General features: G+C 76.4%; 23 protein-coding genes. 15 read left to right on the top strand and 8 right to left on the bottom strand.

What is annotated here, in order from left to right; genetic code table 11:
- Positions 1-67 precede the first annotated feature (67 nt).
- From efeU to BLS67_RS17260, 4 genes are read left to right on the top strand one after another with little or no spacing between them, the layout of a single operon-like run.
- Positions 68-931 carry an iron uptake transporter permease EfeU gene (efeU, locus tag BLS67_RS17275; protein WP_091247476.1) on the top strand — a complete coding sequence of 288 codons (864 nt, stop codon included), beginning with the start codon at positions 68-70 and terminating at the stop codon, positions 929-931.
- Positions 918-2,054: an iron uptake system protein EfeO gene (efeO, locus tag BLS67_RS17270; protein WP_091247474.1), complete on the top strand. Its 1,137-nt coding sequence runs from the start codon at positions 918-920 to the stop codon at positions 2,052-2,054. Before efeU ends, efeO begins: the two co-directional genes overlap by 14 nt.
- Positions 2,055-2,071: 17 nt before the next feature.
- Positions 2,072-3,319: an iron uptake transporter deferrochelatase/peroxidase subunit gene (gene efeB, locus BLS67_RS17265; RefSeq protein WP_091247472.1), complete on the top strand. Its 1,248-nt coding sequence runs from the start codon at positions 2,072-2,074 to the stop codon at positions 3,317-3,319.
- Between the two features lie 28 nt (positions 3,320-3,347).
- Positions 3,348-4,898 (top strand): protein kinase domain-containing protein, encoded by a 1,551-nt coding sequence (locus BLS67_RS17260; protein WP_242654154.1) that lies wholly within the window; start codon positions 3,348-3,350, stop codon positions 4,896-4,898.
- A gap of 16 nt (positions 4,899-4,914) precedes the next feature.
- Here the strand turns inward: BLS67_RS17260 and BLS67_RS17255 are convergent, their stop codons facing one another.
- A complete protein-coding gene (locus BLS67_RS17255) occupies positions 4,915-5,532 on the bottom strand; it encodes a hypothetical protein (RefSeq protein ID WP_091247471.1) in 618 nt (205 codons plus the stop codon).
- A gap of 34 nt (positions 5,533-5,566) precedes the next feature.
- Here BLS67_RS17255 and BLS67_RS17250 point away from each other — a divergent pair, with 34 nt between their 5' ends.
- The 5 genes from BLS67_RS17250 (at position 5,567) to BLS67_RS17230 (ending at position 10,171) form a co-directional block, all read left to right on the top strand.
- Positions 5,567-6,844: a competence/damage-inducible protein A gene (locus BLS67_RS17250; protein ID WP_091247469.1), complete on the top strand. Its 1,278-nt coding sequence runs from the start codon at positions 5,567-5,569 to the stop codon at positions 6,842-6,844.
- 40 nt (positions 6,845-6,884) lie between these two features.
- On the top strand, positions 6,885-7,274 hold the full coding sequence (locus tag BLS67_RS17245) for an SRPBCC family protein (RefSeq protein WP_091247468.1): 390 nt from the start codon (positions 6,885-6,887) through the stop codon (positions 7,272-7,274).
- Positions 7,275-7,293: 19 nt separating this feature from the next.
- Positions 7,294-8,922 carry an acyl-CoA dehydrogenase family protein gene (locus BLS67_RS17240; protein WP_091247466.1) on the top strand — a complete coding sequence of 543 codons (1,629 nt, stop codon included), beginning with the start codon at positions 7,294-7,296 and terminating at the stop codon, positions 8,920-8,922.
- 19 nt (positions 8,923-8,941) lie between these two features.
- Positions 8,942-9,415, top strand: a complete 474-nt coding sequence (locus BLS67_RS17235) for a DnaJ family domain-containing protein (protein ID WP_091247465.1) — start codon at positions 8,942-8,944, stop codon at positions 9,413-9,415.
- 72 nt (positions 9,416-9,487) lie between these two features.
- Positions 9,488-10,171, top strand: coding sequence for a GNAT family N-acetyltransferase (locus BLS67_RS17230; RefSeq protein WP_091247686.1), 684 nt, complete (start codon positions 9,488-9,490; stop codon positions 10,169-10,171).
- On the opposite strand, the gene BLS67_RS17225 is transcribed toward BLS67_RS17230, so the two are convergent.
- Genes BLS67_RS17225 through BLS67_RS17215 form a run of 3 tightly spaced genes read right to left on the bottom strand, consistent with a single transcriptional unit; the run spans position 10,168 to position 12,193 of the window.
- Positions 10,168-10,701, bottom strand: a complete 534-nt coding sequence (locus BLS67_RS17225) for an NUDIX domain-containing protein (RefSeq protein WP_091247463.1) — start codon at positions 10,699-10,701, stop codon at positions 10,168-10,170. The genes BLS67_RS17230 and BLS67_RS17225 overlap by 4 nt on opposite strands.
- Before the next feature lie 14 nt (positions 10,702-10,715).
- A complete protein-coding gene (locus BLS67_RS23285; RefSeq protein WP_109504763.1) occupies positions 10,716-11,408 on the bottom strand; it encodes a GAF domain-containing protein in 693 nt (230 codons plus the stop codon).
- On the bottom strand, positions 11,405-12,193 hold the full coding sequence (locus BLS67_RS17215) for a TetR/AcrR family transcriptional regulator (RefSeq protein ID WP_165617638.1): 789 nt from the start codon (positions 12,191-12,193) through the stop codon (positions 11,405-11,407). The genes BLS67_RS23285 and BLS67_RS17215 overlap by 4 nt, the downstream gene beginning before the upstream one ends.
- A gap of 65 nt (positions 12,194-12,258) precedes the next feature.
- On the opposite strand from BLS67_RS17215, the gene BLS67_RS17210 reads away from it, so the two are divergent.
- Genes BLS67_RS17210 through BLS67_RS17195 form a run of 4 tightly spaced genes read left to right on the top strand, consistent with a single transcriptional unit; the run spans position 12,259 to position 17,957 of the window.
- Positions 12,259-12,978 (top strand): NYN domain-containing protein, encoded by a 720-nt coding sequence (locus BLS67_RS17210; RefSeq protein WP_242654152.1) that lies wholly within the window; start codon positions 12,259-12,261, stop codon positions 12,976-12,978.
- The gene (locus tag BLS67_RS17205; protein WP_207500700.1) at positions 12,975-14,534 is read left to right on the top strand and encodes a phospholipase D-like domain-containing protein; all 1,560 of its coding nucleotides are present in this window, start codon (positions 12,975-12,977) and stop codon (positions 14,532-14,534) included. The genes BLS67_RS17210 and BLS67_RS17205 overlap by 4 nt, the downstream gene beginning before the upstream one ends.
- Positions 14,535-14,574: 40 nt before the next feature.
- Positions 14,575-16,221, top strand: coding sequence for an ABC transporter ATP-binding protein (locus tag BLS67_RS17200; RefSeq protein ID WP_091247457.1), 1,647 nt, complete (start codon positions 14,575-14,577; stop codon positions 16,219-16,221).
- Positions 16,218-17,957 carry an ABC transporter ATP-binding protein gene (locus BLS67_RS17195; RefSeq protein WP_242654151.1) on the top strand — a complete coding sequence of 580 codons (1,740 nt, stop codon included), beginning with the start codon at positions 16,218-16,220 and terminating at the stop codon, positions 17,955-17,957. The genes BLS67_RS17200 and BLS67_RS17195 overlap by 4 nt, the downstream gene beginning before the upstream one ends.
- A 3-nt stretch (positions 17,958-17,960) precedes the next feature.
- Here the strand turns inward: BLS67_RS17195 and BLS67_RS17190 are convergent, their stop codons facing one another.
- Positions 17,961-19,121 carry a M23 family metallopeptidase gene (locus BLS67_RS17190; RefSeq protein WP_091247456.1) on the bottom strand — a complete coding sequence of 387 codons (1,161 nt, stop codon included), beginning with the start codon at positions 19,119-19,121 and terminating at the stop codon, positions 17,961-17,963.
- Between the two features lie 67 nt (positions 19,122-19,188).
- Entirely contained in the window at positions 19,189-19,668 is a 480-nt protein-coding gene (locus BLS67_RS17185) for an ATP-binding protein (RefSeq protein ID WP_242654150.1), read from the bottom strand.
- 90 nt (positions 19,669-19,758) lie between these two features.
- Here BLS67_RS17185 and BLS67_RS17180 point away from each other — a divergent pair, with 90 nt between their 5' ends.
- On the top strand, positions 19,759-21,393 hold the full coding sequence (locus BLS67_RS17180) for a GTPase domain-containing protein (protein WP_091247452.1): 1,635 nt from the start codon (positions 19,759-19,761) through the stop codon (positions 21,391-21,393).
- Positions 21,386-22,933, top strand: a complete 1,548-nt coding sequence (locus tag BLS67_RS17175; protein WP_091247450.1) for a GTPase — start codon at positions 21,386-21,388, stop codon at positions 22,931-22,933. The genes BLS67_RS17180 and BLS67_RS17175 overlap by 8 nt, the downstream gene beginning before the upstream one ends.
- Positions 22,934-22,945: 12 nt before the next feature.
- Here the strand turns inward: BLS67_RS17175 and BLS67_RS17170 are convergent, their stop codons facing one another.
- Both BLS67_RS17170 and BLS67_RS17165 read right to left on the bottom strand, forming a co-directional pair.
- Positions 22,946-23,719: an isocitrate lyase/PEP mutase family protein gene (locus BLS67_RS17170; protein WP_091247449.1), complete on the bottom strand. Its 774-nt coding sequence runs from the start codon at positions 23,717-23,719 to the stop codon at positions 22,946-22,948.
- A gap of 8 nt (positions 23,720-23,727) precedes the next feature.
- Positions 23,728-24,132, bottom strand: a complete 405-nt coding sequence (locus tag BLS67_RS17165) for an STAS domain-containing protein (RefSeq protein ID WP_091247447.1) — start codon at positions 24,130-24,132, stop codon at positions 23,728-23,730.
- Positions 24,133-24,253: the final 121 nt, after the last annotated feature.

Raw genomic sequence — 24,253 nt, 5'->3', positions numbered from 1 at the left:
AGCCTCGCCGTAAGGTGAGGCTGCCCTCAGCCGTCGCCGGGGGCATTCGCCTGCCTGGAGGTGCCCCGTGGGAGCGCTGTTCTTCCCCAGCTACCTCATCGGCCTGCGCGAGGGCCTGGAGATGGTCCTCGTGGTCAGCGTGCTGGTGGCCTACCTGGTCAAGACCGGCCGCCGGCAGCACCTCCTCCCGGTCTGGGCCGGCGTGGCCGCCGCCGTGGTGATCTCGGTCGGGTTCGGCGCGGTGCTGTCCTACGTCTCCTCCACCGTCCTCGGCGGGCCCGGCCAGGAGCTCTTCGACGCCATCACCTCGGTGATCGCCGTCGCCCTCGTCACCTGGATGATCTTCTGGATGCGCCGCACCGCGCGGAAGCTCTCCGGCGAGCTGCGCGGTCGGCTGGACGACGCGGTCGGCCTGGGCCTGGGCGCCGTGGTCGGCATCGCGTTCGCCTCGGTGGTGCGCGAGGGCCTGGAGACCACGCTGCTGTTCTTCGCCTCGGCCCAGGGCGCGGTGAGCGCCACGCCGCTGGTCGGGCTGGCCGCCGGGCTGGCCACCGCCGTCGTCCTCGGGGCCCTGCTCTACGCCGGTGCCGTCCGCATCGACCTCTCGCGGTTCTTCACCGTGTCCGGTTTCCTGCTGGTCTTCGTCGCCGCGGGCATCTTCAAGTACGGCATCCACGACTTCCAGGAGGCCGGCGTCCTGCCCGGCCTGACCACCTACGCCTACGACGCCTCGTCCTGGCTGGACCCGGGCAGCTGGTACGGGGCAGTCCTCGACGGCGTCCTCCACATCTCGGCGCAGCCGTCGGTGCTCGAGGTGGTGGCCTACCTGACCTACCTCGTGCCGGTGCTGGCGCTGTTCCTCCTCCCGGGCCGCTCGGCCCGGTCCACCACCCCCTCGAACAGCACGGAGACCGTCGATGCGCGCGCGTAGGACCACCCTGGTCGCGGCCGGAGCCGCTGCCCTCGCCCTGCTGGCCGCCTGCGGGGGCGGCACCTCGGCCGGCAGCGGCGACACCGAGGCCTCCGACGACATCACCGTCGCCGCCACCGACACCACCTGCGACGTCTCCACCGGCGACCTCGACGCCGGCACGCACCAGTTCACCGTGACCAACAGCGGCAGCTCGGTGACGGAGTTCTACGTCTACGCCGAGGGCGACCGGATCATGGGCGAGGTCGAGAACATCGCCCCCGGCGTGGCCCGCTCCCTGGTGGTCGAGCTGCCGGCCGGTGACTACCAGACGGCGTGCAAGCCCGGCATGGTCGGCGACGGCATCCGCAACGCGCTCACCGTGACCGGCGAGTCGCAGCAGCTCTCGGACGACGAGCAGCTGCAGGCCGCCGTCACCGACTACACCCGCTACGTGGGCAGCCAGGTCACCGCGCTGCAGGAGCAGACCCAGGCCTTCGTCGACGCGGTCAAGGCCGGCGACGTCGCGCAGGCCCAGGCCCTCTACCCGGTCGCGCGCACCTACTACGAGCGGATCGAGCCGGTCGCCGAGAGCTTCGGCGACCTCGACCCGAAGATCGACGCCCGCGAGAACGACGTGGAGGAGGGCGACACCTGGACCGGGTTCCACGTGCTCGAGCGCGACCTCTGGTCCACCGGCGACCTGTCCCAGTCCGGGCCGGTCGCCGACCAGCTCATGACCGACGTCGACGACCTGGCCACCCAGGTGCAGACCCTCGACCTGCAGCCCCTCGCGCTGGCCAACGGGGCGCTGGAGCTGCTCGACGAGATCGCGGCCAGCAAGGTCACCGGCGAGGAGGAGCGGTACTCCCACACCGACCTGTGGGACTTCCAGGCCAACCTGGACGGCTCGCAGGCCGCCGTCACCTCGCTGCGCCCGGCGATCGCCGCGGCCGACCCCGACCTGGCCACCGCGCTGGACTCCGCGTTCGCCGCGACCCAGGCCGAGCTCGCCCAGTTCGCCGCCGGCGACGGGTTCGTGCTCTACACCGCGCTCACCCCCGAGCAGGTGCAGGGCCTGTCCGACTCCCTCAACGCGCTCGCCGCCCAGGTCAGCCAGGTGCCGGCCGCCATCGCCGGCTGACCGGGGACAGTGGGGTCATGAAGCTCTCCCGACGCGACTTCTTCGGGGCGGCCGGGGTCGGTGCCGCCGGGGTGGTCGCCCTCGGTGCCGGCGGCCTGGCCGTGGGCCGGGCGGCGACGACCGACGAGGGGACGACGACGGCCGACGCGGTCGAGTTCCACGGCGACCACCAGGCCGGGGTCGTGACCCCGGCGCAGGACCGGCTGCACTTCGTCGCCTTCGACGTCATCACCGACGACCGCGACCAGCTGGTCCGGCTGCTGCAGGCCTGGACCGACGCCGCCCGGCGGATGACCCGGGGCCAGGACGCCGGTCCGGTCGGCGCGGTGGCGGGCAACGAGTACGCCCCGCCGGACGACACCGGCGAGGCGATGGGGCTGCCGCCGGCCGGGCTGACGCTGACCATCGGCTTCGGGCCCACCCTGTTCCGCACCGCCGACGGCACGGACCGGTTCGGCATCGCCGACCGGCAGCCGGCCGAGCTGGTCGAGCTGCCCGCCTTCGCCGGCGACGAGCTGCGGCCCGAGATCAGCGGCGGGGACCTCTGCATCCAGGCCTGCGCCGACGACCCCCAGGTGGCGGTGCACGCCGTCCGCAACCTGGCCCGGATCGGGCAGGGCCTGGTCGGCGTCCGCTGGTCCCAGCTGGGCTTCGGCCGCACGTCGTCCACGTCGTCGGACCAGACCACCCCGCGCAACCTGTTCGGGTTCAAGGACGGCACCGACAACCTCAAGGCGCAGCAGCCGGCCACCCTGGACCGCTTCGTCTGGGTGTCGGGCACCGGCTCGTGGATGGACGGCGGCTCCTACCTGGTCAGCCGCCGGATCCGCATGCTGGTCGAGGTGTGGGACCGGCAGAACCTGCGCGACCAGCAGCAGACGATCGGGCGCACCAAGGGCTCGGGCGCACCGCTGGGCCGGACGGCCGAGTTCGACCCGGTCGACTTCACCGCGCAGGTCGACGGCGAGCCCGCCGTCCCGCCGACCTCGCACGTGTTCCTGGCCCACCCCACGAACTCGGGGACGGCGATCCTGCGCCGCGGCTACAGCTTCGTCGACGGCTCCGACGGGCTGGGCCGGTTGGACGCCGGGCTGTTCTTCCTCTGCTACCAGTCCGACCCGGCGACCGGGTTCGTGCAGGTCCAGCGCAACCTGCGCACCGACAAGCTCAACGAGTACGTGCAGCACACCTCGTCGGCGGTGTTCGCCTGCCCGCCCGGGGTGACCGACGAGGACGACTGGTGGGGCTCGGGCCTGTTCGGCTGATCGGTCCGGCAGCAGGCACCATGGTCGGGTGGACCCCGTCACCCGCACCCTCGGCGACCGGTACGAGCTGCGCTCGCTGATCGCCACCGGGGGCATGGGCCAGGTCTGGCGGGCGCACGACCGGCGGCTCGGGCGGCCGGTGGCGGTGAAGGTGCTGCGCAGCGAGTACGCCGGCGACCGCGACTTCCTGGCCCGGTTCCGGGCCGAGGCGCGGCACACGGCGCTGCTGGGCCACCGCAACGTCACCGCCGTCTACGACTACGGCGAGACCGCGGCCGCCGACGGCGAGCAGCTGGCCTACCTGGTCATGGAGCTGGTGCCCGGTGACTCGCTGGCCGCCGTCCGCCGCCGGCAGGGCGCGCTGCCCCCCGAGCAGGTGCTCGAGGTGGTGGCCCAGGCCGCGGCCGGGTTGGGTGCCGCCCACGAGGCCGGGATCGTGCACCGCGACGTCAAGCCGGGCAACCTGCTGCTGCGCCCCGACGGCTCGGTGGCGGTCACCGACTTCGGCATCGCCTGGTCGGCGGAGAGCGTGTCGCTGACCGCCACCGGGCAGGTCATCGGCACGGCCCACTACCTCTCGCCCGAGCAGGCCCAGGGCCGCAAGGCCACCCCGGCCAGCGACGTCTACGCCCTGGGCATGGTCGCCTACGAGCTGCTGGCCGGGCGCCGGGCCTTCGACGGCGGGAGCTCCGTCGCGGTCGCGCTGAGCCAGATCAACGACGAGCCCGAGCCGCTGCCGGCCGGCGTCCCCGAGCCGGTCCGCACGCTGGTCGCCGCGATGCTGGTGAAGGACCCCGCGGGCCGGCTGGCCGACGGCGACGCCGTCGTCACCGCGGCGGGCCGGGCGCGGGCCGCCCTGGGCCCCGACGCCCCCACCGCGCTGCTCGACCTGGTCCCCCCACCGGGCGTCACCGCCCTGCTCACCCCCGAGCTCGACCCCGGCACCGGGACGGCGACCCGGCTCGCCCCCACCCCGCGGCGGCGCAGGCTGCTGGTGGCGGGGGTGCTGGCCGCGCTGCTGCTCGTCGGGGGCGGCACGGCGCTGCTGCTCGGGCTGGGCGGCAGCACGGCACCCGCCGCGGCCGGCCCGGCGTCGTCGTCGGCGGCCCCGACGTCGAGCAGCCCGGCCACCACGACGCCGGCACCGACGTCGGCGACCCCCGAGCCGATCACGCTGGACGCCGCGGCGTACACCGGCCGACCGGTCGACGAGGTGGTCGCGGAGCTCACCGCGCTGGGCCTGCTCGTGACCGCGGAGGAGGTGGCCGGCGACGGCTCCACCGCCGGCCTGGTGGTGGCGGTCGACCCCGCCGGCACGCCGCTGGCCGCGGGCAGCGCGGTGACGGTCGGCTACGGCTCGGCCGCGCCGACCGCCGCCCCCACCACCGACCCGCCCACGGAGGTGGTCGTCGCGCCCGCGCCCGAGACCACGCCGGAGACCACCGCGCCGGTGCCCGCGGGCCCCGGCGCGGGCACCGGCCCGGGGAACGGCAACGGGAACGGCAACGGGAACGGGCCGGGGAACGGGAACGGGCCGGGCAACGGCAACGGCAACGGTCCCGGCGGCGGGCGGCCCTGACCCGCCGCCGTCGGGGTCAGGACTCCCGGCGGTTGAGCCAGGTCCCCCCGGCCACCAGCGCGGTGGCCAGCGTGAGCACGAACCCGCGGTCGGACGCCGCGGCGCCGGTGAGGACCAGGACCAGCAGCCAGAACACGACCACCCCGCCGGCCCCGACCGCGCCGACCTGCCAGGCCTGCTGCCTGCTCAGCCCGCCCCGACCGGGCACGTAGGGCACCAGCGCCACCAGCGCGGCGACCGTCGCGAACACCGCCCAGGACGTCGTGGCCGACCACAGCGAGACGCCGAAGTCGCCCAGCGACAGGCCGAGGACCAGCAGCAGCAACCCGAGCACGCCCAGGACGGTCGAGGTGAGGGTCGCGCGGTCGGCGGTGCTGCGGGCCCGCGGCCGGGCCCCCACCCGCGCGCTGGTGGACACCTCGGGGCCCGGCAGCGGGGGCGGCGCGGGGAACGCGCCGTCCATCGGCCCGGTCGGCTGCGGCGGGTACGCCGGGTCGTAGGCCGGCTCGGTCGCGTGCGGTGGGTACGCCGGGTCGTACGCGGACTCGACGCGGGGCTGCTGCTCCGTGCGGGGGTGCTCCGTGCGGGGGTGCTGCTCAGGGCTGGGCTGGGGCGGGTAGGGCGGCTGGCTCACGCGGGTCACCGTATCGGCGCCTACTGTCGCTGCGGTGGGAGCACGCGCGGGCATCGTCGTCACCGGCACCGAGGTCCTGACCGGGCGGGTCACCGACCGCAACGGTCCCTGGCTGGCCGAGCAGCTGCGCCGGGTGGGGCTGGACGTCGGGCAGGTGGTCGTGGTCGGCGACCGGCCCGAGGACCTCCGCTCGGCCCTGGGCTTCCTGGCGGCCGGCAACGACCTGGTGATCACCTCCGGCGGGCTCGGCCCCACCGCCGACGACCTGACCGCCGAGGTGGTCGGCGACGTGCAGGGTCGGCCGTCGGCCGTGGACGAGGAGCTCGCCGGGCGCATCGGGGCGATCGTCGCGCGGTTGATGGCCCGTCGTGGGTGGCAGAGCGACCCGGCGTCGACCGAGGCGGCCACCCGCAAGCAGGCCCGTGTGCCGCGCGGTGCCGTGGTGCTGGAGCCGGTGGGCACCGCGCCCGGTCTCGTCGTCCCCCCGGCCGAGGGCGACGGCCCGCCGGTCGTCGTCCTGCCCGGGCCGCCGACCGAGCTGCAGGCGATGTGGCCGGCCGCGCTGGCGGCCGCACCGGTGCGGGCGGTGCTCGAGCGCGCGGTGGAGCTGCGGCAGGACACCCTGCGGCTGTGGGGCACCCCGGAGAACGAGCTGGCCGCGACCCTGCGCCGGGTCGACGACCAGCTGACCGGCCTGGAGATCACCACCTGCCTGCGCGACGGCGAGCTCGAGATCGTCACCCGCTACGCCCCCGACGCCACGGCGGCCTACCGGCGGCTGGTCGAGGCGGTGCGCACCGACTTCGGCGGCACGCTGGTCAGCGAGGGCCCCGACGTCGACACCCTCGTCGCGCAGGCGCTGGAGTCGCGGGGTCTCACCGTGGCCACGGCCGAGTCGTGCACCGGCGGGCAGCTGGTGGCCCGGCTGATCGACCGGCCGGGTGCGTCGGCCTGGGTCCCCGGCGGTGTGGTGTCGTACTCGAACACCGCCAAGGAGGAGCTGCTGGGCGTCTCCGCGCAGACGCTGGCCACGGTCGGGGCGGTCAGCCCCGAGGTGGCCCGGCAGCTGGCCGACGGCGCCCGCAGCCGGTTCGGCGCCGACGTCGGCATCGGGGTCACCGGCATCGCCGGCCCCGGAGGTGGCAGCCCCGACAAGCCGGTGGGCACCGTGCACCTGTGCGCGGTCGGCCCGGACGGCGCGGTGACCCGGTCGCTCGTCGTCCCCGGGGACCGGGCGGCGTTCCGCAAGCGCACGGTCACCGTGGGCATGCACCTGCTGCGCCACCTGCTGCTGGGCGGCCCGCCGGCCTGATCGTGGTTCCACGTGGAACTGCCCGGGCATGGAGTACCGCATGAGTTCGTTCCGCCTGCACGCCACGGGCCCGGTCCACCCCGACGAGGCGTGGGACCGCTACCTGCACCCGGCGCGGTGGTCGGACTGGTCTCCGCAGATCCGCGGCGTCGAGACCGACGCCGAGCGGATCGACCCCGGCATCACCGGCCGGGTGCTGGGCCCGCTGGGCGTCTCGGTCCCGTTCGTGGTGGACGCCGTCGACGACGCCGCCCGCGAGTGGCTGTGGTCGGTGGACATCGGCGTCGGCACCCTGCAGCTCATGCACTGGGTGCGCGAGGGGCCCGAGACCGGGACGACGACCGGGCTCCTGGTCTCGGGGCCGTTCCCGCTGGTCGCCGGCTACGTCCCGCTGGCGGCCGCGGCACTGCAGCGGCTGGTCCGCCGCTGAGCCGCCGTAGGGTCGCGGGGTGAACGCGACCCACACGGTGACCAACCAGGTCCCCCCGCTGGTGGGGCACGACCCGATCGCCGGGGACACCGCGCTGGTCGAGGCGTGCCTGCGGCACGCCGACCCGCTGACCCTGGACTCCCTGGAGGACCTCGGCGCGCTGGCCGGCGGCGAGCAGGCCGCCGAGTGGGGCCGGCTGGCGAACGAGAACCCGCCGCGGCTGCGCACGCACGACCGCACCGGGCACCGCATCGACGAGGTCGAGTTCCACCCGGCCTGGCACGCGCTGATGGGCGCCGCCGTCGGGCACGGCCTGGCGGGCACCCCGTGGGCGCTCGCCGAGGCGGGGGACGCCCACGCCCACGTGCGCCGCGCCGTGGGCTACCTGGGCTGGACGCAGGTCGAGGCCGGGCACGGCTGCCCGGTGACCATGACCTACGCCGTCGTCCCCGCGCTGCGCCGGGCGCCGGAGCTGGCGGTGGTGTTCGAGCCGGGGCTGACCTCGACCTCCTACGAGTTCGGGCTGGCCGACCCGCGCACCAAGGCCGGGCTGGTCGCCGGCATGGGCATGACCGAGAAGCAGGGCGGCTCCGACGTGCGGGCCGGCACCACCCGCGCGGTCGCCCGGATCGACGGCACCTACCACCTCACCGGGCACAAGTGGTTCACCTCGGCGCCGATGAGCGACCTGTTCCTGGTGCTCGCCCAGACCGAGGAGGGCGTCTCCTGCTTCCTGGTGCCGCGCATGCTGCCCGACGGCGAGCGCAACGTGTTCCGGCTGCAGCGGCTCAAGGACAAGCTGGGTGACCGGTCCAACGCCTCCTCCGAGGTCGAGTTCGACCGCACCGTCGGCTGGCTGGTGGGCGAGCCCGGGCGCGGGGTGCGCGCGATCCTCGAGATGGTCACCACCACCCGGCTGGACTGCGTGCTCGGCTCGGCCGCCACCGTGCGGGCCGCGCTGACCCAGGCCCTGCACCACGCCGCCCACCGCTCCGCGTTCGGCGCCCGGTTGCTGGACCAGCCGCTCATGCAGAACGTGCTGGCCGACGTCGCCGTCGAGAGCGAGGCGGCCACCGCGCTGGCCGTGCGGCTGGCCGCGGCGCAGGACGCCGGCGAGAGCGACTTCCTGCGGCTGGCCGGCGCCGCGGCGAAGTTCCACGTCTGCAAGCGCACCCCGGCCGTGGTCGCCGAGGCCCTCGAGGTGCTCGGCGGCAACGGCTACGTGGAGGAGTCGGTGCTGCCGCGGCTGTACCGGCAGTCGCCGCTGAACTCGATCTGGGAGGGCAGCGGCAACGTCATCGCCCTCGACGTCCTGCGCGCGCTGGACCGCGACTCGGCCTCGGTGGCGGCGGTCCTCGCCGAGGTCGAGCAGGCCGCCGGGGTGGACGACCGCTACGACGCCGCCGCCGCCCGGCTGCGGGCCGAGCTGGCCGACCCGGCCGACCTGCCGCTGCGCGCCCGCCGGGTCGCCGGCCTGCTGGCGCTGTGCCTGCAGGGCTCGCTGCTGCTCCAGCACGCCCCCGGGTCGGTCGCCGACGCGTTCTGCGCCACCCGCCTGGGGGGCGACTGGGGCTCGGTCCTCGGCACGCTCCCCGCCGGCACCGCGGTCACCGAGATCGTCGACCGCGCGGTGGTCGCCCCCGCCTGAGGGTGGGAAACTCAGGTGGGTGACCGAGCGCAAGCCCGACGGCATGTCCGTCGAGACCTGGGTGGAGCACCAGATCCGCACCGCGGCCGAGCGGGGCGCCTTCGCCGACCTCCCCGGGTCGGGCAAACCGCTGCCGCGCCGCGACGGTCCCGAGGACTCCTACGCCTGGGCGCTGGCCTGGGCCCGCCGCCAGGAGCCCGACGCGTCGTTCCTGCCGCCCTCGCTGGCCCTGGGCCGGGAGCGGGACGATCTGCCCGGGCGACTGGTCGCGCTGACCAGCGAGGAGCGGGTGCGGGCCGCCGTCCGCGAGTTCAACGACCGGGTGGCCGCCGCCTGGCGCACCCCGCTGGACGGTCCGCCGCTGGTGGTCCGCATGCACGACGAGGAGGAGCGGGTGGCGCAGTGGCGGGCCTCCCGGCCGGCGCCCGAGCCGCCCTCGGCGCCCGAGCCCGCGCCGGTGGCCCGCCGCCGCTGGTGGCGTCCGCGACGCTGAACGGGACGGTCCGGCACGCCGCCCACGGCGACGTCGCGGGCGACGGGGCCCGTCGGGTCTAGCGTGGTGCGGATGGCGATCGACGGCAGGCGGCGGCTGGTGCCCCCGCGTGCCCTCCTGCCGGTCCCCGGGCCGGGCACCGGCGTCGTCGTCCCCCCGCTGTTCACGCCGCGCCTGCGGCTGCGACCGGTCCGCCCCGCGGACGGCGACGCCGTGGTCGCGCTGCACGGCGATCCCGAGGTGATGCGCCACCTGGGCACCGGGCGCCCCGTGCCGCCCGCCCGGGTGCGCGGCCTGGACCTGCCCCGGCTGCTGGCCGACCACGGTCCGGTCCCGCTGGGCTACTGGGCGGCCGAGGACCGGGCCACCGACGCGTTCGTCGGCTGGTTCGAGCTGCGGCCGATGGTCACCGACCCGCTGGTGTCGGTCGAGCTGGGCTACCGGCTGCGGCGGGCCTCCTGGGGCCGCGGGCTGGCCACCGAGGGTGCCCGTGCCCTGGTGGACGCCGTGTTCACCGGCACCGGCACCGACGAGGTCGTGGCCACCACCCTGGCGGTGAACACCGGCAGCCGGCGGGTGATGGAGAAGCTGGGCATGACCTGGCGCCGCACCTACACCGAGGACCGCACCGCCCCGATCACCGGAGCCGAGCTCGGGGAGGTCGAGTACGCGCTCGCCCGCACCGACTGGCGCCCGCTGCGACCCGAGCCCTTCCACCGGCGCCAGCCCCGCCGCTGGCCGGGGCGACGTCCCTAGCTCCCGGCGCGGTCCAGCAGCAGCAGCGAGAACGCGGCCAGCGACGGGGCGTCGGTGATCCCGCCGGCCCGGATCCTGGCCACCAGCTCGGTCTCGGGCACGAAGGCGTGCACCATGTCGGCCTCGGTGACCTCGCGGGCGGTCGGGCCCGGGGTCAGCCCGGTGGCCAGCCAGACGTCGAACTCCTGGGTGGACAGGCCGGGGGAGACGTCGAGGTGCCCGAGGTGCCGCAGGTCGGCGGCCCGGAGCCCGGTCTCCTCGGCGAGCTCGGCGCGGGCCAGCTCCTCGGGGCTGCCGTCCTGCCCGTGCGACCAGGTGCCCTGCGGGAACTCCCAGCACCGTCGGCCGACCGGGTGCCGGTGCTGCTCGACCAGCCAGAACCCGTCGTCCTGGGCCGGGATCACCAGCGCGAAGTCCGGCTTCTCGACCACGCCGTAGATCCCCGCGCTGCCGTCGGCGAGCTCGACGGTGTCCTCCCGGACCCGGGTCCAGGGGTTCCGGTACACCTCACGGCTGCTGGTGGTCCGCACCCGCCCAGCCTGTCTCAGTCCTGGCTCAGCGCGCCCGCCAGGTAGCGGTCGGCCGCCGTCTCGAGGTCCAGGTCCAGCCGGAAGGCCCGCGCGCGCAGGACCGCGAGGGCCGCGGTGTTCGTCGTGCCGGTCAGGGTGCTGAGCTGCCCGATGGCCAGCCAGATCCGCTGCCGGGCCAGCACCGCCGGCTGGTGGAACCACTCCGGCAGGCCCAGCACGAGGTACCGGCCCCCGGACATCGCCTCGGCCAAGACCTCGCCGACCAGCTCGGCGGTGGCGGTGAGGTCGCCCGCCGGCACGTCGGGCACCTCGGGGGTGGTGGCGAAGAGCACCAGCATGGTCACGGCGGCCAGCGGCCCGCCGACCGGCAGTGCCAGCACGCTGCGGTAGGGCGTGCGGTCCTGCAGCTGGGCCGCGTACACCGGCCAGCGGTCGCCCAGCTCGGCCGCCGAGGCGCTCAGCGGCCGACGCCGGCGCTGGGCCTCCAGGCAGGGGCCGTCGCCCAGGGCGAACTGCAGCCGCTCCGCGACCGAGGCGTCGGTGTCCCCGGCGCCCAGCGGGAGCCGGCGGCCGGGTGCGAACGAGTGGCTCAGCCCGGCGCCGTCGACCGGCAGCGCGGCCACGCACGCGCGGGCCAACCGCTCGGGCAGGAGCTCGGGCTCGGTGCCGCGGGCCAGCTCCGCCGCGAAGGCCTCGGCGACGGTCACGCGGTGGGCGCGGGGTCCGGGGCGACCCGGACGTCGCGCGCGACGGCGAACAGCTGCGCCAACCGCGCCGGCAGGACCTCGGACATCAGCTCCAGGGGCATCTGCGGCGGCACCCCGGCGATCAGGTGCTTGCGGTGCGCGTGCGCGTGCGCGCGGGTGGTGGCCAGCAGCAGGGCCGCGGCCAGCCGGGCGTCGGTGCCGGGCAGGTGCGCGGCGATCACCACGGCCAGCTCGCCCTCGACCTGGGTGTGCAGGCTCCGCTCGTAGCGGAGCAGCACGGGGGTGGACTCGATCTGCGCCGCCATGGCGAGGTTGTCCGGGTCGTCCAGGGAGCGCAGGTAGCCGATCGACAGGTGGGTGAGGTGGGCGACCAGGGTGTCCTCCCACGTCTCCTCCCCCGACTCGGCCGGGCGGGTCAGCGCGTCGGCGAAGGGCACCCGCCCCAGGAAGAACAGCGCCTCCTTGCTGGCCGCGTGGTTGAACAGGGTCTGGACGGCGACCTCGGCCGCCTCGGCGATCTGCTGCACCGTCGTCTGCTCGAATCCTTGGGTGAGGAACAGGCGGCGGGCGGCGACGACGATCTGCTGCTGCGTCTTCTCGCGCTTGCGCTCGCGCCAGGAGGTGCTGGTCGTGGCCCCTCCTCGGTGACGGCTGCGGACAGCGTGTATCGGAACTGTAGGAGAAGCAATCAGCCTGCCGGGCGTCCGGGGTCGGCTGCCACCATGGACCGGTGGAGTTCCCCGGCCGGCGCCGCTCCCGACGCGCCACGTCCCCCGGCGGCCCACCCTCCCGGGTGGCCGCGGCACCCGGCTCGTCGGCACCCCCGCCCGCGACCCGGCACACTGACCCGGTGACCGCGACCGAGATCGAGAACCCCGACCTCGGCCCCGGCCGGGGGTCGGAGCCCGCCGCCGAGGTCGAGCGGCGGGTCGACCGCGACCGCCCGGCCCTGGACCTCCTCGTCTGGGACGCCCCGAACATCGACATGACCCTCGCGACGGTCATCGGGGCCCGCCCCACGGCGGCCTCGCGTCCCCGGTTCGACGCCATCGCCTCGTGGTTCGTCGGCGGCGCCGGCGAGCCCGGGGACGGCGGCGCCGACGACGTCGAGGCGTGCGTCTTCGCCAACGTGCCACCGCAGCACGTCACCAGCCTGCGCGGCTGGGTCGAGGCGCTGCGCAGCTTCGGCTACTCGGTCTTCGCCCGGCCCAAGAGCCGCCCGGACGACGACATCGACCAGTCGATGCTCGACCACATCGAGGTGCGCACCCACAGCCACCGGCTCCGCCGGCTGGTGGTGTTCTCCGGTGACGGCCGCAACTTCGCCGAGCCCCTCGAGGACCTCGCCCGCGCCGGCACCGACGTCGTGGTGGTCGCCTTCAGCGAGGTCGCCGGGTACGCCAGCAGCAGCGAGCTGCTGCACTTCATCGACATCGAGGACGTCCCGGGCGCCTTCGCCGCCCCGCTGGACCGGGTCCGGCTGGACTCCCTGCCGGTCGAGGGCGCCTGGCTGCGCCCGACCAAGAGCCTGCGCGACGCGGCCGCCGCCTACGGCCGGAAGACGGCGTGAGCGGCGAGGAGACCGGCGTCAGCACCACCGATCCGGACACCGACGGCTTCGCCGCCGCCGTCCCGAGCCCGCGCGAGCCGGTCGACCCGGCGCCCTGGCGGGGCAGCGTGCTCGAGCCGGGCGAGACCGTGTGGCGCATCGAGCGGGCCGACCAGCACGCGGTGTTCGTCGACGCCGCCGACTACTTCGCCACCCTCAAGCAGGTCGTCCTGCGGGCGAAGCGGCAGGTGCTGTTCATCGGGTGGGACTTCGACCCCCGGATCCGGCTGGACCCGCGCACCCCGGGCCGGGGCCGCGACGACCGGGTCGGCCGGGTGCTCGAGGCCGCGGTCGAGGCCAACCCCGACCTGTTCGTCGGCGTGCTGCAGTGGGACCTCGGCATGCTCGAGGCGCTCGGCCGCGGCCTGGTGCCGATCGTGCTGCTGAACCGTCGCACGTCCGACCGGTTCCAGATGAAGGTCGACGCGCACCACCCCCTCGGCGGGGCGCACCACCAGAAGATCGTGGTCGTCGACGACAGCCTGGCCTTCGCCGGCGGCATCGACGTCACCGCCGACCGCTGGGACGACTCCGACCACGCCGACCGCAACCGGTACCGCCACCGGCCCCGGTCGCGCCGCTCCACCCAGCCCTGGCACGACGTCACCAGCCTGGTGTCCGGCCCGGCCGCCAAGGCCCTGGGCGAGCTCGCCCGGCGTCGCTGGGCCGCGGGCACCGGTGAGCAGCTGGACGCGGTCGACGACGTGACCCAGGAGTGGCCCGAGCAGGTCCCGGTGCTGCTGCACGACGTCGACGTCGCGATCTCCCGCACCCGGCCGGAGCACCGCGAGTGGGAGCTGGTGCACGAGATCGAGGACCTGTGGCTGGCGATGATCGCCAGCGCGACCACCGCGGTCTACGTCGAGAGCCAGTACTTCGCCAACCGCCGGGTCGCCGAGGCGATCATCGCCCGGCTCGGCGAGGCCGACGGGCCCGAGTTCGTGGTGGTCAACCCCGAGACCGCCGACGGCTGGCTCGAGGAGAAGGCGATGGGCACCGCCCGCGCCAAGCTGTTGGCGAAGGTCCGCGAGGCCGACGTGCACGGCCGGTTCCGGCTCTACGTCCCGGTCACCGCCAGCCGCACCCCGATCTACGTGCACGCCAAGGTCTGCGTGGTCGACGACCGGCTGCTGCGGATCGGGTCGTCCAACCTGAACAACCGGTCGATGGGGCTGGACACCGAGTGCGACCTGACGATCGAGGCGGCCGCCGACGACCCGCGGCGCGACGAGATCGCGGCGGCCGTGCTGGGCATGCGGGACCGGCTGCTCGCCGAGCACCTGGACGTCGGCCCGGACGACGTCGCCGCCGCGGTGGCCGCCCACGACGGCTCCCTGGTCGCGGCCGTCGAGAGCCTGGTCAGGCCGGCCGGCCGGTCGTTGCAGTTGTTCGAGATCCCCGAGCAGGGGTTGATCGACACGGTGCTGGCCGACACCGAGCTGCTGGACCCCGAGCAGACCCCCAGCCGCACGCAGCGGGTCGTCGCCCGGGTGCAGCGCCTCGGTCACCACGGCTGATCCGGGGCACCCCGACCCGCTGGGTTAGGGTGCCCTCACCATGCAGACCCACCCCCGCACGGCCGGCGCGCTGCTGCGGCGGTCGCTGCGGCGGCACCCCCGACGGCTCGGCTGGGCGACGGTGCTGCTGTCGGTGCACCAGACCTGCGAGGCGCTGGTCCCGGTCGCCATCGGCGTGACCGTCGACCGGGCGGTGGCCACCGGCTCGCTGCCGGCGCTGCTGGCCGCGCTGGGGTCCACCGCGGTGCTGTTCGTCGTCCTGTCGCAGGCCTACCGGTACGGCGCCCGGCACGTGGTGACCGGCTGGTTCACCGAGACCCACCAGCTGCGGGTCGAGCTCGCGGCCCGGGTGCTCGACCCGCACGGCCTGCAGGGCGCCCCGCCGACCGGCGAGCTGCTGAGCATCGCCACCAACGACGCCGAGAAGGCCGGCCGGGTGATCGAGGCGGCCTCGCTGGTGGTCGCCGGCACCGCTGCGCTGACCGTGTCGGCGGTCAGCCTGCTCACGATCAGCGTGCCGCTGGGCATCGGCGTGCTGGTCGGCACCCCGCTGCTGGTGGGTCTGCTGCAGCTGCTGTCGCCGTGGTTGACCCGGCGCACCGCCACGCAGCAGGCAGACGTCGCGCGCACCTCGGGGCTGGCCACCGATCTCGTGCGCGGCGCCCGGGTGCTGCGCGGCATCGGCGCCGAGGACGCCGCCACCGCCCGCTACCGGCGCACCAGCGCGACGGCGCTGGCCTCGACCCTGCGGTCCGCCCGGGCGATCGGCACCTACCAGGGGGCGACGGTGCTGGGCAGCGGTCTCTTCCTGGTCGCGGTGGCCGGGGTCGCCGGCGGTCTGGCGCTGGACGGGCAGCTCAGCGTCGGCCAGCTGGTCACCGTGGTCGGGCTGGCGCAGTTCCTCGCCGAGCCGGTCGGCCTGCTGGGCTTCGCCGGCCAGAAGGTGGCCGAGGCCCGCGCGTCCGCGGCCCGGGTGGTCGGCGTGCTCACCGCCGAGCCCCTCCACCCCGCCGGCCGCGCGCCGCAGCCGGGCCCGGGCGGCCTCGCGCTGCCCGCGGCGGGGTTCCACGTGGAACCGGGCGCCCTGGTCGGCGTGGTCGCACCCGACCCCGCCGACGCCGAGGCCCTCGTCGGGCTGCTTGCCGGCCGCCGGCCGGCCGCGCCCGGTGAGCTGCTGCTCGACGGCGAGGACGTCGCCGAGCTCGACCCCGCCGCGGTGCGTGGCCGGGTGCTGGTCGAGCCGCACGCGGTCGTGCTCTTCGAGGGCACCCTGCGCTCGGCCGTCGACCCGGCCGACGCGGCGGGCGACGACGACCTGGTCGAGGCGCTGACCGCCGCGGGCGCCGCCGACCTGACCGACCTGGCGCTGCCGGTGGCCGACCGTGGCCGCTCGCTGTCCGGTGGCCAGCGCCAGCGGGTGGGTCTGGCCCGGGCACTGCTCCGCCGTCCGGCCGTGCTCGTGCTGCACGACCCCACCACCGCGGTGGACGCGGTCACCGAGGAGGAGATCGCCGGTGGGCTGACCGGGCTGCGCCGCGGTCGGACGACGGTGCTCGTGACCAGCAGCCCGGCACTGCTGGGCCGCTGCGACCGGGTGGTCGTGCTGCGCGACGGCGTGGTCGAGGCCGAGGGCACGCACGGCGAGCTCGCCGACCACACGGGCTACGCCGCGGCGGTGCTGCGGTGACCGACGGGGGGACCGACCAGCTGCTGCCGATCGCCACCGGGCGGCGCGCCGGGCGGGTGGTGGCCGACGAGCTCCGGGCCCGTCCGCTGGCCACCGCGGCGGCCGGGCTCGCCGCGGTCTGCGCGGCCGCCTCGGGGCTCCTCGCCCCGGTGGTGCTGGGCCGGCTGGTCGACGCCGTGGACCGCCGCGAGGGGACCGTCTGGCCCTTCGTCGGGGCGCTGCTGGGGGCCGCGCTGCTGTCCGCCGTCCTCACCGGCCTGTCGGCGGTGCTCATCGCCCGCCTCGGCGAGACCGTGCTGGCCCGGCTCCGCGAGCGCGTGGTGGACCGGGCCCTGCACCTGCCCTCGGCGACCCTGGACCGGGTGCGCGGCGGCGACCTGCTCTCGCGGGTGGGCGACGACGTCGCGAAGGTGGCCGAGGCGGTGACCAGCGCGTTGCCGCAGGTGGCCGGCGCCGGCCTCACCGTGCTGCTCACCCTCGTCGGGCTGGGCACCCTGGACTGGCGGCTGGCGCTGGCGGGGATGGTCGCGCTGCCGCTGTACGTGCTGGCGCTGCGCTGGTACCTGCCGAGGTCGGCACCGCGGTACGCCGCCGAGCGCGTCGCGATGGGCGAGCGGTCGCAGGCCCTGGTCAGCTCCGTGCAGGGCGCGGACACCGTGCACGCCTACGCCGACGAGGCCCGGCACCGCGCCGTGGTCGACGACCGGTCGGCGCACGCGCTGGGCATCACGCTCGGGGTGTTCCGGCTGTTCACCGACTTCGGCTGGCGGATGAACCGGGCCGAGTACGTCGGTCTGGCCGCCGTCCTCGGGGTCGGCTTCCTCCTCGTCCGGTCCGGCGACGTCACCGTGGGCGCGGTGACCACGGCGGCGCTGCTGTTCCACCGGCTCTTCGGGCCGCTGGGGCTGCTGCTGTTCACCTTCGACGACGTCCAGTCGGCGGGGGCGTCGCTGGTGCGCATGGTGGGGGTCGCCGACCTGCCCGGCACCGCGGCCGCCGACCACGCCGCCGACCGCGCCGCCGACCGCAGCGGGGTCCGGCCGGCGGTCGAGCTGCGCGGCATCGGGCACTCCTACGGCGGACCGCCGGTGCTGGTCGACGTCGACCTGCGGCTGGCCCCGGGCGAACGGGTCGCGCTGGTGGGGGCCTCCGGTGCGGGCAAGACCACGCTGGCCGGGGTGCTCGCCGGGGCGCTGGACCCCGCCGCCGGCCAGGTGCTGCTGGACGGCGAGCCGGTGGCCGACCTGCGGGAGCGGGTGGGCCTGGTCAGCCAGGAGGTGCACGTGTTCGCCGGCCCGCTGTCCGACGACCTCCGCCTCGCCCGGCCGCAGGCCACCGACGCCGAGCTCGCGGCGGCCCTGGCGACGGTGGGCGCGGGCTGGGTCACCGACCTGGACGTCGTGGTGGGCGACGGCGGGCGCGAGCTCACCGCCCCGCAGGCGCAGCAGCTGGCACTGGCCCGGTTGGTGCTGGCCGACCCGCCGGTCGCCGTCCTGGACGAGGCCACCGCCGAGGCCGGCAGCGCGGGCGCCCGGGACCTCGAGGACGCCGCCGACGCCGCCGTCCGGGGCCGCACCACCCTGGTGGTGGCGCACCGGCTCACCCAGGCGGCGCGGGCCGACCGCGTGGTGGTGCTGGCCGCGGGCCGGGTGGTCGAGGAGGGCACGCACGCCGAGCTGGTCGCCGCCGGCGGTCGCTACGCCCGGCTCTGGTCGGCCTGGACCGCCCGCGGCTGACGCTCAGCCGCAGGAGCCCACCGAGATGCCGTGGGCGGTGAGCCAGGGGACGGGGTTGCGGCGGTCGGCGTACAGCCCGCTGTAGTGGGTCTCCACGTGCACGTGCGGGCCGGTGGACTGGCCGCGGTTGCCGACGGTCGCGATCTGCTGGCCGGCGGCGACCACCTGGCCGGCCTGCACCGTGAAGGTGTCCACGTGGCCGTAGAGGGTGACGACGCCGTCGGCGTGCTGCAGGTAGACAGCCTGGCCGAACCCGTTGGCCGGACCGGCGTCGAGCACCACGCCGCCCTCGGGGGCGTAGATCGGGGTGCCGATCGGGGCGGCGATGTCGATGCCCTGGTGCACGGTGCCCCAGCGGGACCCGTAGCAGCTGGTCACCCGGCCGCTCACCAGCGAGCCGGTACCCACCGACGTGACGCTGGCCGCGGCGACCGACTCCTGCGCGGCGGCCGCCGCTGCCTCGGCGGCGTCCTCGACGCCCTGGGCCTCGAGCAGCGCGGTCTGCGCGGCCAGCAGCGTCGCGTCCAGCCCGGCCTTCTCGGCGCTCACCGCGTCGTAGGACTGCTGGGCCGCGGCCACCTGCTGCTGGGCGGCGGCGTCGGACTCCGCGGCGGCCGTGGCCGCGGCACCCACCTGGTCCACGGCCTCCTGCGCGGCGGCGTCGGCGGCCTGCTCCTGGTCGCGGACCAGCTCGACGGCGTCGAGCCGGCCGGCGCGGTCCTCGCCGAGCTGGGCCAGGGTCGCCGCGCGCTCCAGGACGTCCTCGGGGCTCTCGGCGTCCAGCAGCACCGCCGCGGTGCCGAAGCTCTGCGAGCCCATGAAGGCCTCGCGGCCCAGGGTGGCGACGTCGTCCTCGGCGACGGCGGTGGCCGCCTGGGCCTCGGCGAGGGCCGCCGCGGTCTCCGCCGCGGCGGTCTGCGCGGCGGCCAGCTCGTCCTGGGCGATCCGGTCGGCGTCGGCGGCGGCCTCGGCCAGCACCGTCGACCGGGCCAGCTCGTCCTCCGCGGCGGCGACGAGGGCGGCCACCCGGTCCACCTCGGCCTGCGCGGCGGTGACGGCGGAGGGGTCGACGGGCGCCGCGGCGGCCGGGGCGGTCGTGGGGCCGGCGCCCAGCGCGAGCGTCACCAGTGCCCCGAGCAGGAGGGTCGGGAGCCGGCGTCGCATCGTCGGCAACGCTAGCCGCAGGCCCCCCGGGATGTCACGGTCAGGTCACGGCCGGCGCTCAGGCGCCTCAGGCCAGGCCCCTCCGCGGACCGGGGACGGCCCCGGGCACCGGGACGCCGGAGGTCAACCGGGCCCAGACCCGCTTGCGGTCGGCCACGACGTCGTAGCCGTGGTCGACCGACAGCTGGGCGACCATCGGCAGCCCCATGCCGCCCAGGGCCGGGTCGCGGTCGACGGCGGGGACGGGCGGCCGCTCGACGGCCTCGTCGGACAGGCTCAGCAGCCAGCCGTCGGCGGTGGCGACGATGACGGCCTCGACCGCCCCGCCCCCGTGCCGCAGCGCGTTGGAGGCCAGCTCCTCGAAGGCCAGCAGCAGACCCTCGCGGGCGTCCTCGGTCGAGGACGACGTCAGCGACGGGTGGGCCAGCCGGGCCCGGAGGTCCATGCGCACGCGCGAGGCGTCGTGCACGCTCGGCAGCTGCCACCGCCACACGTCGCCCGGGATCTCGGGGAGCGGTGCACTCGGCCACGAGGTGTCGGGATGCACGGAGCACTTCCATTCCTCGGCGACGGGCGGGAGACGTTCGTCCACCATCCTGGACGACGTCGTCCCGATGCGCAGGGGGAGACTGCCCCGGTGACCCTGCCCGACGAGCTGACCCTGCTGCGGGACCGGGTCGCGGCCCTGACGTGGCTGCTGGCCACCCCCGGGCGCGACGCCGCGGTGCGGTCGGCGGGGTCGGTGGTGGACCAGGTGCAGGACTACCTGCTGCCCCGGCTGCTGGACCTCGACGCCCCGCTGCTGGCCGTGGTCGGCGGCTCGACCGGGGCGGGCAAGTCCACGCTGGTCAACAGCCTGCTCGGGGTCGAGGTGACCACGGCGGGGGTGCTGCGGCCGACCACCCGCACCCCGGTGCTGGTCTGCGCGCCGGCCGACCGGGGCACGTTCGCCGACGGCCGGGTGCTGCCGGTGCAGGTGACGGTCAGCCCGGCGCTGCCCCCGGGCCTGGCCCTGGTCGACGCCCCCGACGTCGACAGCGTGGTCGAGAGCAACCGCGACCTCGCCGGGCAGCTGCTGGCCGCGGCCGACCTGTGGGTGTTCGTGACGACGGCGTCCCGCTACGCCGACGCGGTGCCGTGGGACCTGCTGCGCACCGCGGCCGACCGGGGCACGGCGCTGGCCGTCGTCCTGGACCGGGTGCCGGCCGAGGCGGTCGACGAGGTGGCCGCCGACCTGGCCGGCATGCTCGCCCGCGCCGGGCTGGCCGCGGCCCGGCTGTGGGTGGTGCGCGAGGCGCCGCTGCAGGGCGGGCTGCTGCCCGAGGAGCAGGTGGCCCCGCTGCGCGCCTGGCTGCACGACCTGGCCGCCGATGCCGGTGCCCGCGCCGAGGTGGTGCGGCAGACCCTGGCCGGCGCGCTGGCCAGCCTCGACGACCGGGTGGCCGGGATCGGCGTGGCCGCGCAGGAGCAGGTCACGGCCGCCGCGGCCCTCGAGGCGGCCGCCGGCGCCGCCTACGGCCGGGCGGTCGAGGCGGTGGACGACGGCGTGCGCAGCGGCACCCTGCTGCGCGGTGAGGTGCTGGCCCGCTGGCAGGAGTTCGTGGGCACGGGTGAGTGGATGCGCTCCCTGCAGGCCGGCATCGGGCGGCTGCGCGACCGGGTGACCGCCGCGGTGACCGGTCGGGCGACGCCGGCCGAGGACCTCACCGGGGCGCTGGAGTCCGGGGTCGAGCAGCTGCTGCGCTCGGCCGCCGAGACCGCCGCCGAGGACACCGTCACCGCCTGGCGCGGCCTGCCCGGCGGTGCCGCGCTGGTGGCCGGCCGCGAGCGCGAGCTGGCCACCGTGGGGCCGGGGTTCGCCGAGGCCGCCGGCCGCACCGTGCGCGACTGGCAGGGCGCGGTGCTCGAGCTGGTCCGCGGCGAGGGGGCCGGCAAGCGCTCCCGCGCCCGGCTGCTGTCCTGGGGCGTCAACGGCGCCGGCGCGGTGGTCATGGTCGCGGTGTTCGCGCAGACCGCCGGGCTCTCCGGCGCCGAGGTCGCGGTCGCCGGCGGGACGACGGTGGTGGGCCAGCGGGTGCTCGAGGCGGTGTTCGGCGACTCCGCCGTCCGGCAGCTGGCCGAGCGGGCCCGCCGCGACCTCGACGAGCGGGCGACGGCGCTGCTGGCCGCCGAGCGGGCGCGGTTCACCGCGCTGCTGGCCGGCACCGCCGCGCCGGAGGACGTCGCGGCGCTGCAGGACGCCGTCGCCGCGGTGGGCCGGGCCCGTGGTTGACCTGGCCGCCCGGTTGGCCGGGCTGCGCGAGGCGGTCGAGGTCGCCGAGGGCCGGCTGGAGGTGCCCGAGGTGGGTCGCGCCCGGGCGCTGCTGGCGAAGGCCGGGGCCCGCCAGGCGCTGGGCGAGGCCACCGTGGTGGCGCTGGCCGGGGCCACGGGCAGCGGCAAGTCCACGCTGTTCAACGCGCTGTCCGGCGCCGAGGTGAGCACCCCGGGGGTGCGCCGTCCCACCACCGGGGTGGCGCACGCGACCGTGTGGGGCCCGGCCCAGGACCCCCTGCTGGACTGGCTGGAGATCCCCCGCCGGCACCGGCACGACGCCGACCCCGCGCTGGACGGCCTGGTGCTGCTGGACCTCCCCGACCACGACAGCGTGCGGCTGGAGCACCGGCTCGAGGTGGACCGGCTGGTGGAGCTGGTCGACGTCCTGGTCTGGGTGCTGGACCCCGAGAAGTACGCCGACGCCGCCGTCCACGACCGCTACCTGCGGCCGCTGGCCGGGCACGCCGGAACCCTGCTCGTGGTGCTCAACCAGGCCGACCGGCTGCCGCCCGCCGACCTCGCCGCCTGCCGGGCCGACCTGCGCGGCCTGCTGGACGGCGAGGGCCTGGCCGAGGCCACCCTGCTCACCGCCAGCGGGCGCACCGGCGACGGCCTGCCCGAGCTGCTCGGGCTGCTGGCCCGGCGGGTCGCCGAGCGGCGGGCGGCCACCGAGCGGCTGACCGCGGACGTCCGGGGTGCTGCGCGGGCGCTCCAGGTGCACTGCGGCCCCGCCACCCGGCCCGCGACCGACGACGCCGCGCTGACCCGGGCGCTGGGCGAGGCGGCCGGGGTGCCGGCGATCGCCGCCGCCGTCGAGCGCTCGACGGTGAAGGCGGGCACCGCGGCGACCGGGTGGCCGGTGGTCCGGTGGCTGGGCCGGCTCCGGCCGGACCCGCTGCGCCGCCTGCACCTGGGCACCGGCGGGCGCAGCTCGCTGCCCGAGGTGGGGTCGGTGCAGGCCGCCGGGGTGGCGACCGCCGTCCGCCGGGCCCGGGACGCCGCGGGGGAGGGGCTGCCGCTGGCCTGGACCGACGACCTGCGCCGCACCACCGAGGTGCGCACCGACCGGTTGGCCGACCGGCTGGACCTCGCCGTGAGCGGGGTCGACCTCGGCTCCGAGCGCACCCCGCTGTGGCAGCGGGGGGTCGGCGGCCTGCAGTGGGTGGTGACCGCGGCCGCGCTGGTGGGGGTGCTGTGGCTGCTCGGCCTGGTCGTGCTGGGCTGGCTTCAGCTGGACGACCTGGTGCCGCTGCCTCGCGTCGAGGGCCTCCCGGTGCCCACCCTGCTGCTGGTCGGCGGCCTGCTGGCGGGCCTGCTGCTGGCGGTGCTCGCCCGACCCCTGGTCGCCCTGCGCGCCCGCCGCCGCGCCCGTCGGGCCCGCCGTCGCCTGGAGCAGGCGGTGGCGGAGGTGGCGCGGTCGGAGGTCCTGATCCCGCTGGCCGAGACGCAGACCGACCACGCGAGGTTCTGCGCCGCCCTGGCCCGCGCCGCCGGTTGACTCCATCAGGGTTCAGTTGAGGGGGCGGATGCCCTCCGGGAGGTTGCCGCCGCGGGACGCCGACAGGGCGAAGTCGGCGAAGGCGGTCAGCGCCAGGCGCTGGGTCCACGGGCCGAAGGAGACGCGGGCGACGCCGAGCTGGGCCAGCCGGTCCTGCGGCAGCGACCCGGGCACGTTGATCACCGACACCCGGCGCTCGCCGATGCCCTCGACCAGCTGCACCACGGTCGGCTCGTCGAGCAGGCCCGGCACGAACACGCAGGCCGCGCCGGCCTCGAGGAAGGCCTTCCCGCGCTCGACCGCGTCGGCGACGACGTCCGCCCTCGGGCGGTCGCCGGCCTTGACGAAGGCGTCGGTGCGGGCGTTGAGCACGAACGGCACGCCCTCGGCCTCGCCGGCGGCGACGGCGGCCCGGACGGCGGCCACGGCCTGGTCCAGCGGCTTCATCTGGTCCTCGAGGTTGGCGCCGACGACGCCCACCCCGATCGCCTTGCGCACCGTCTCGCCGGCGTCGCCGTAACCGCCCTCGAGGTCGGCGGACACCGGCACGGACACCGCGGCGGCGATCCGGCCGACGGCCTCGATCATGGTGTCGACCGGGATGTTCTCGCCGTCGGCGTAGCCGTAGGAGGCGGCGATGGAGTGGCTGGCGGTGGCCAGGGCCTTGGTGGCGGGCAGGTCGGCGACGACGGTCGCGGTGATCACGTCCCAGACGTTCACCACGGTCAGCAGCTCGGGGTCGGTGTGCAGGCGGAGCAGGGTCTCGGCCTTGTCGCGGTTGCTCATGCCCCGAGTCAAGCGGACGGCGGTACCGCCGGCCCGGTGGGATCGGTCGGCGGGCGGGACTCCGCCGGCATGCCGGTGACGTCCAGCCGCTGCAGCAGGCCGGTGAGCTCCAGCGGACCGGTGACGATGCGGCTGGTGGCCACCACCCGCACGTGCTTGCCGGCCGCCTCGGGGTGCTGGCTCAACCAGACCAGCGCGGTGACCCCGGCCGAGCCGAAGTACTCCACCCCGGACAGGTCCACGACCAACCGCGTCGGTGCCTGCCGCAGGGCGCCGAGCAGGGCCTGGTGCAGCTGCGGACCGTGCGAGGCGTCGAGCGTGCCGGACACGCGGGCCACCAGCTCGCCGTCGTCGTCCTCGTCCGTGACCAGCGTGAACCCGTCGCCCTCGGCGCGACCGTGCACCGTCTCCATGCCGTTCTGAGTGGGCAGTCGGAGGTGGTCGCAAACCCCTCGCGTGACCGGATCGTGATCGTCCTCGACGTGCGGGCCGTGGGACGGGTGTGGTTGCGTGACACGCAGTCGTAACAATCCC

Origin of the sequence: Klenkia soli (assembly GCF_900103975.1) — a bacterium.
Taxonomy (GTDB): Bacteria; Actinomycetota; Actinomycetes; order Mycobacteriales; family Geodermatophilaceae; genus Klenkia; species Klenkia soli.
The sequence above is the reverse complement of the archived record's forward strand: the minus strand, read 5'-3'. Positions and strand labels throughout refer to the sequence as shown.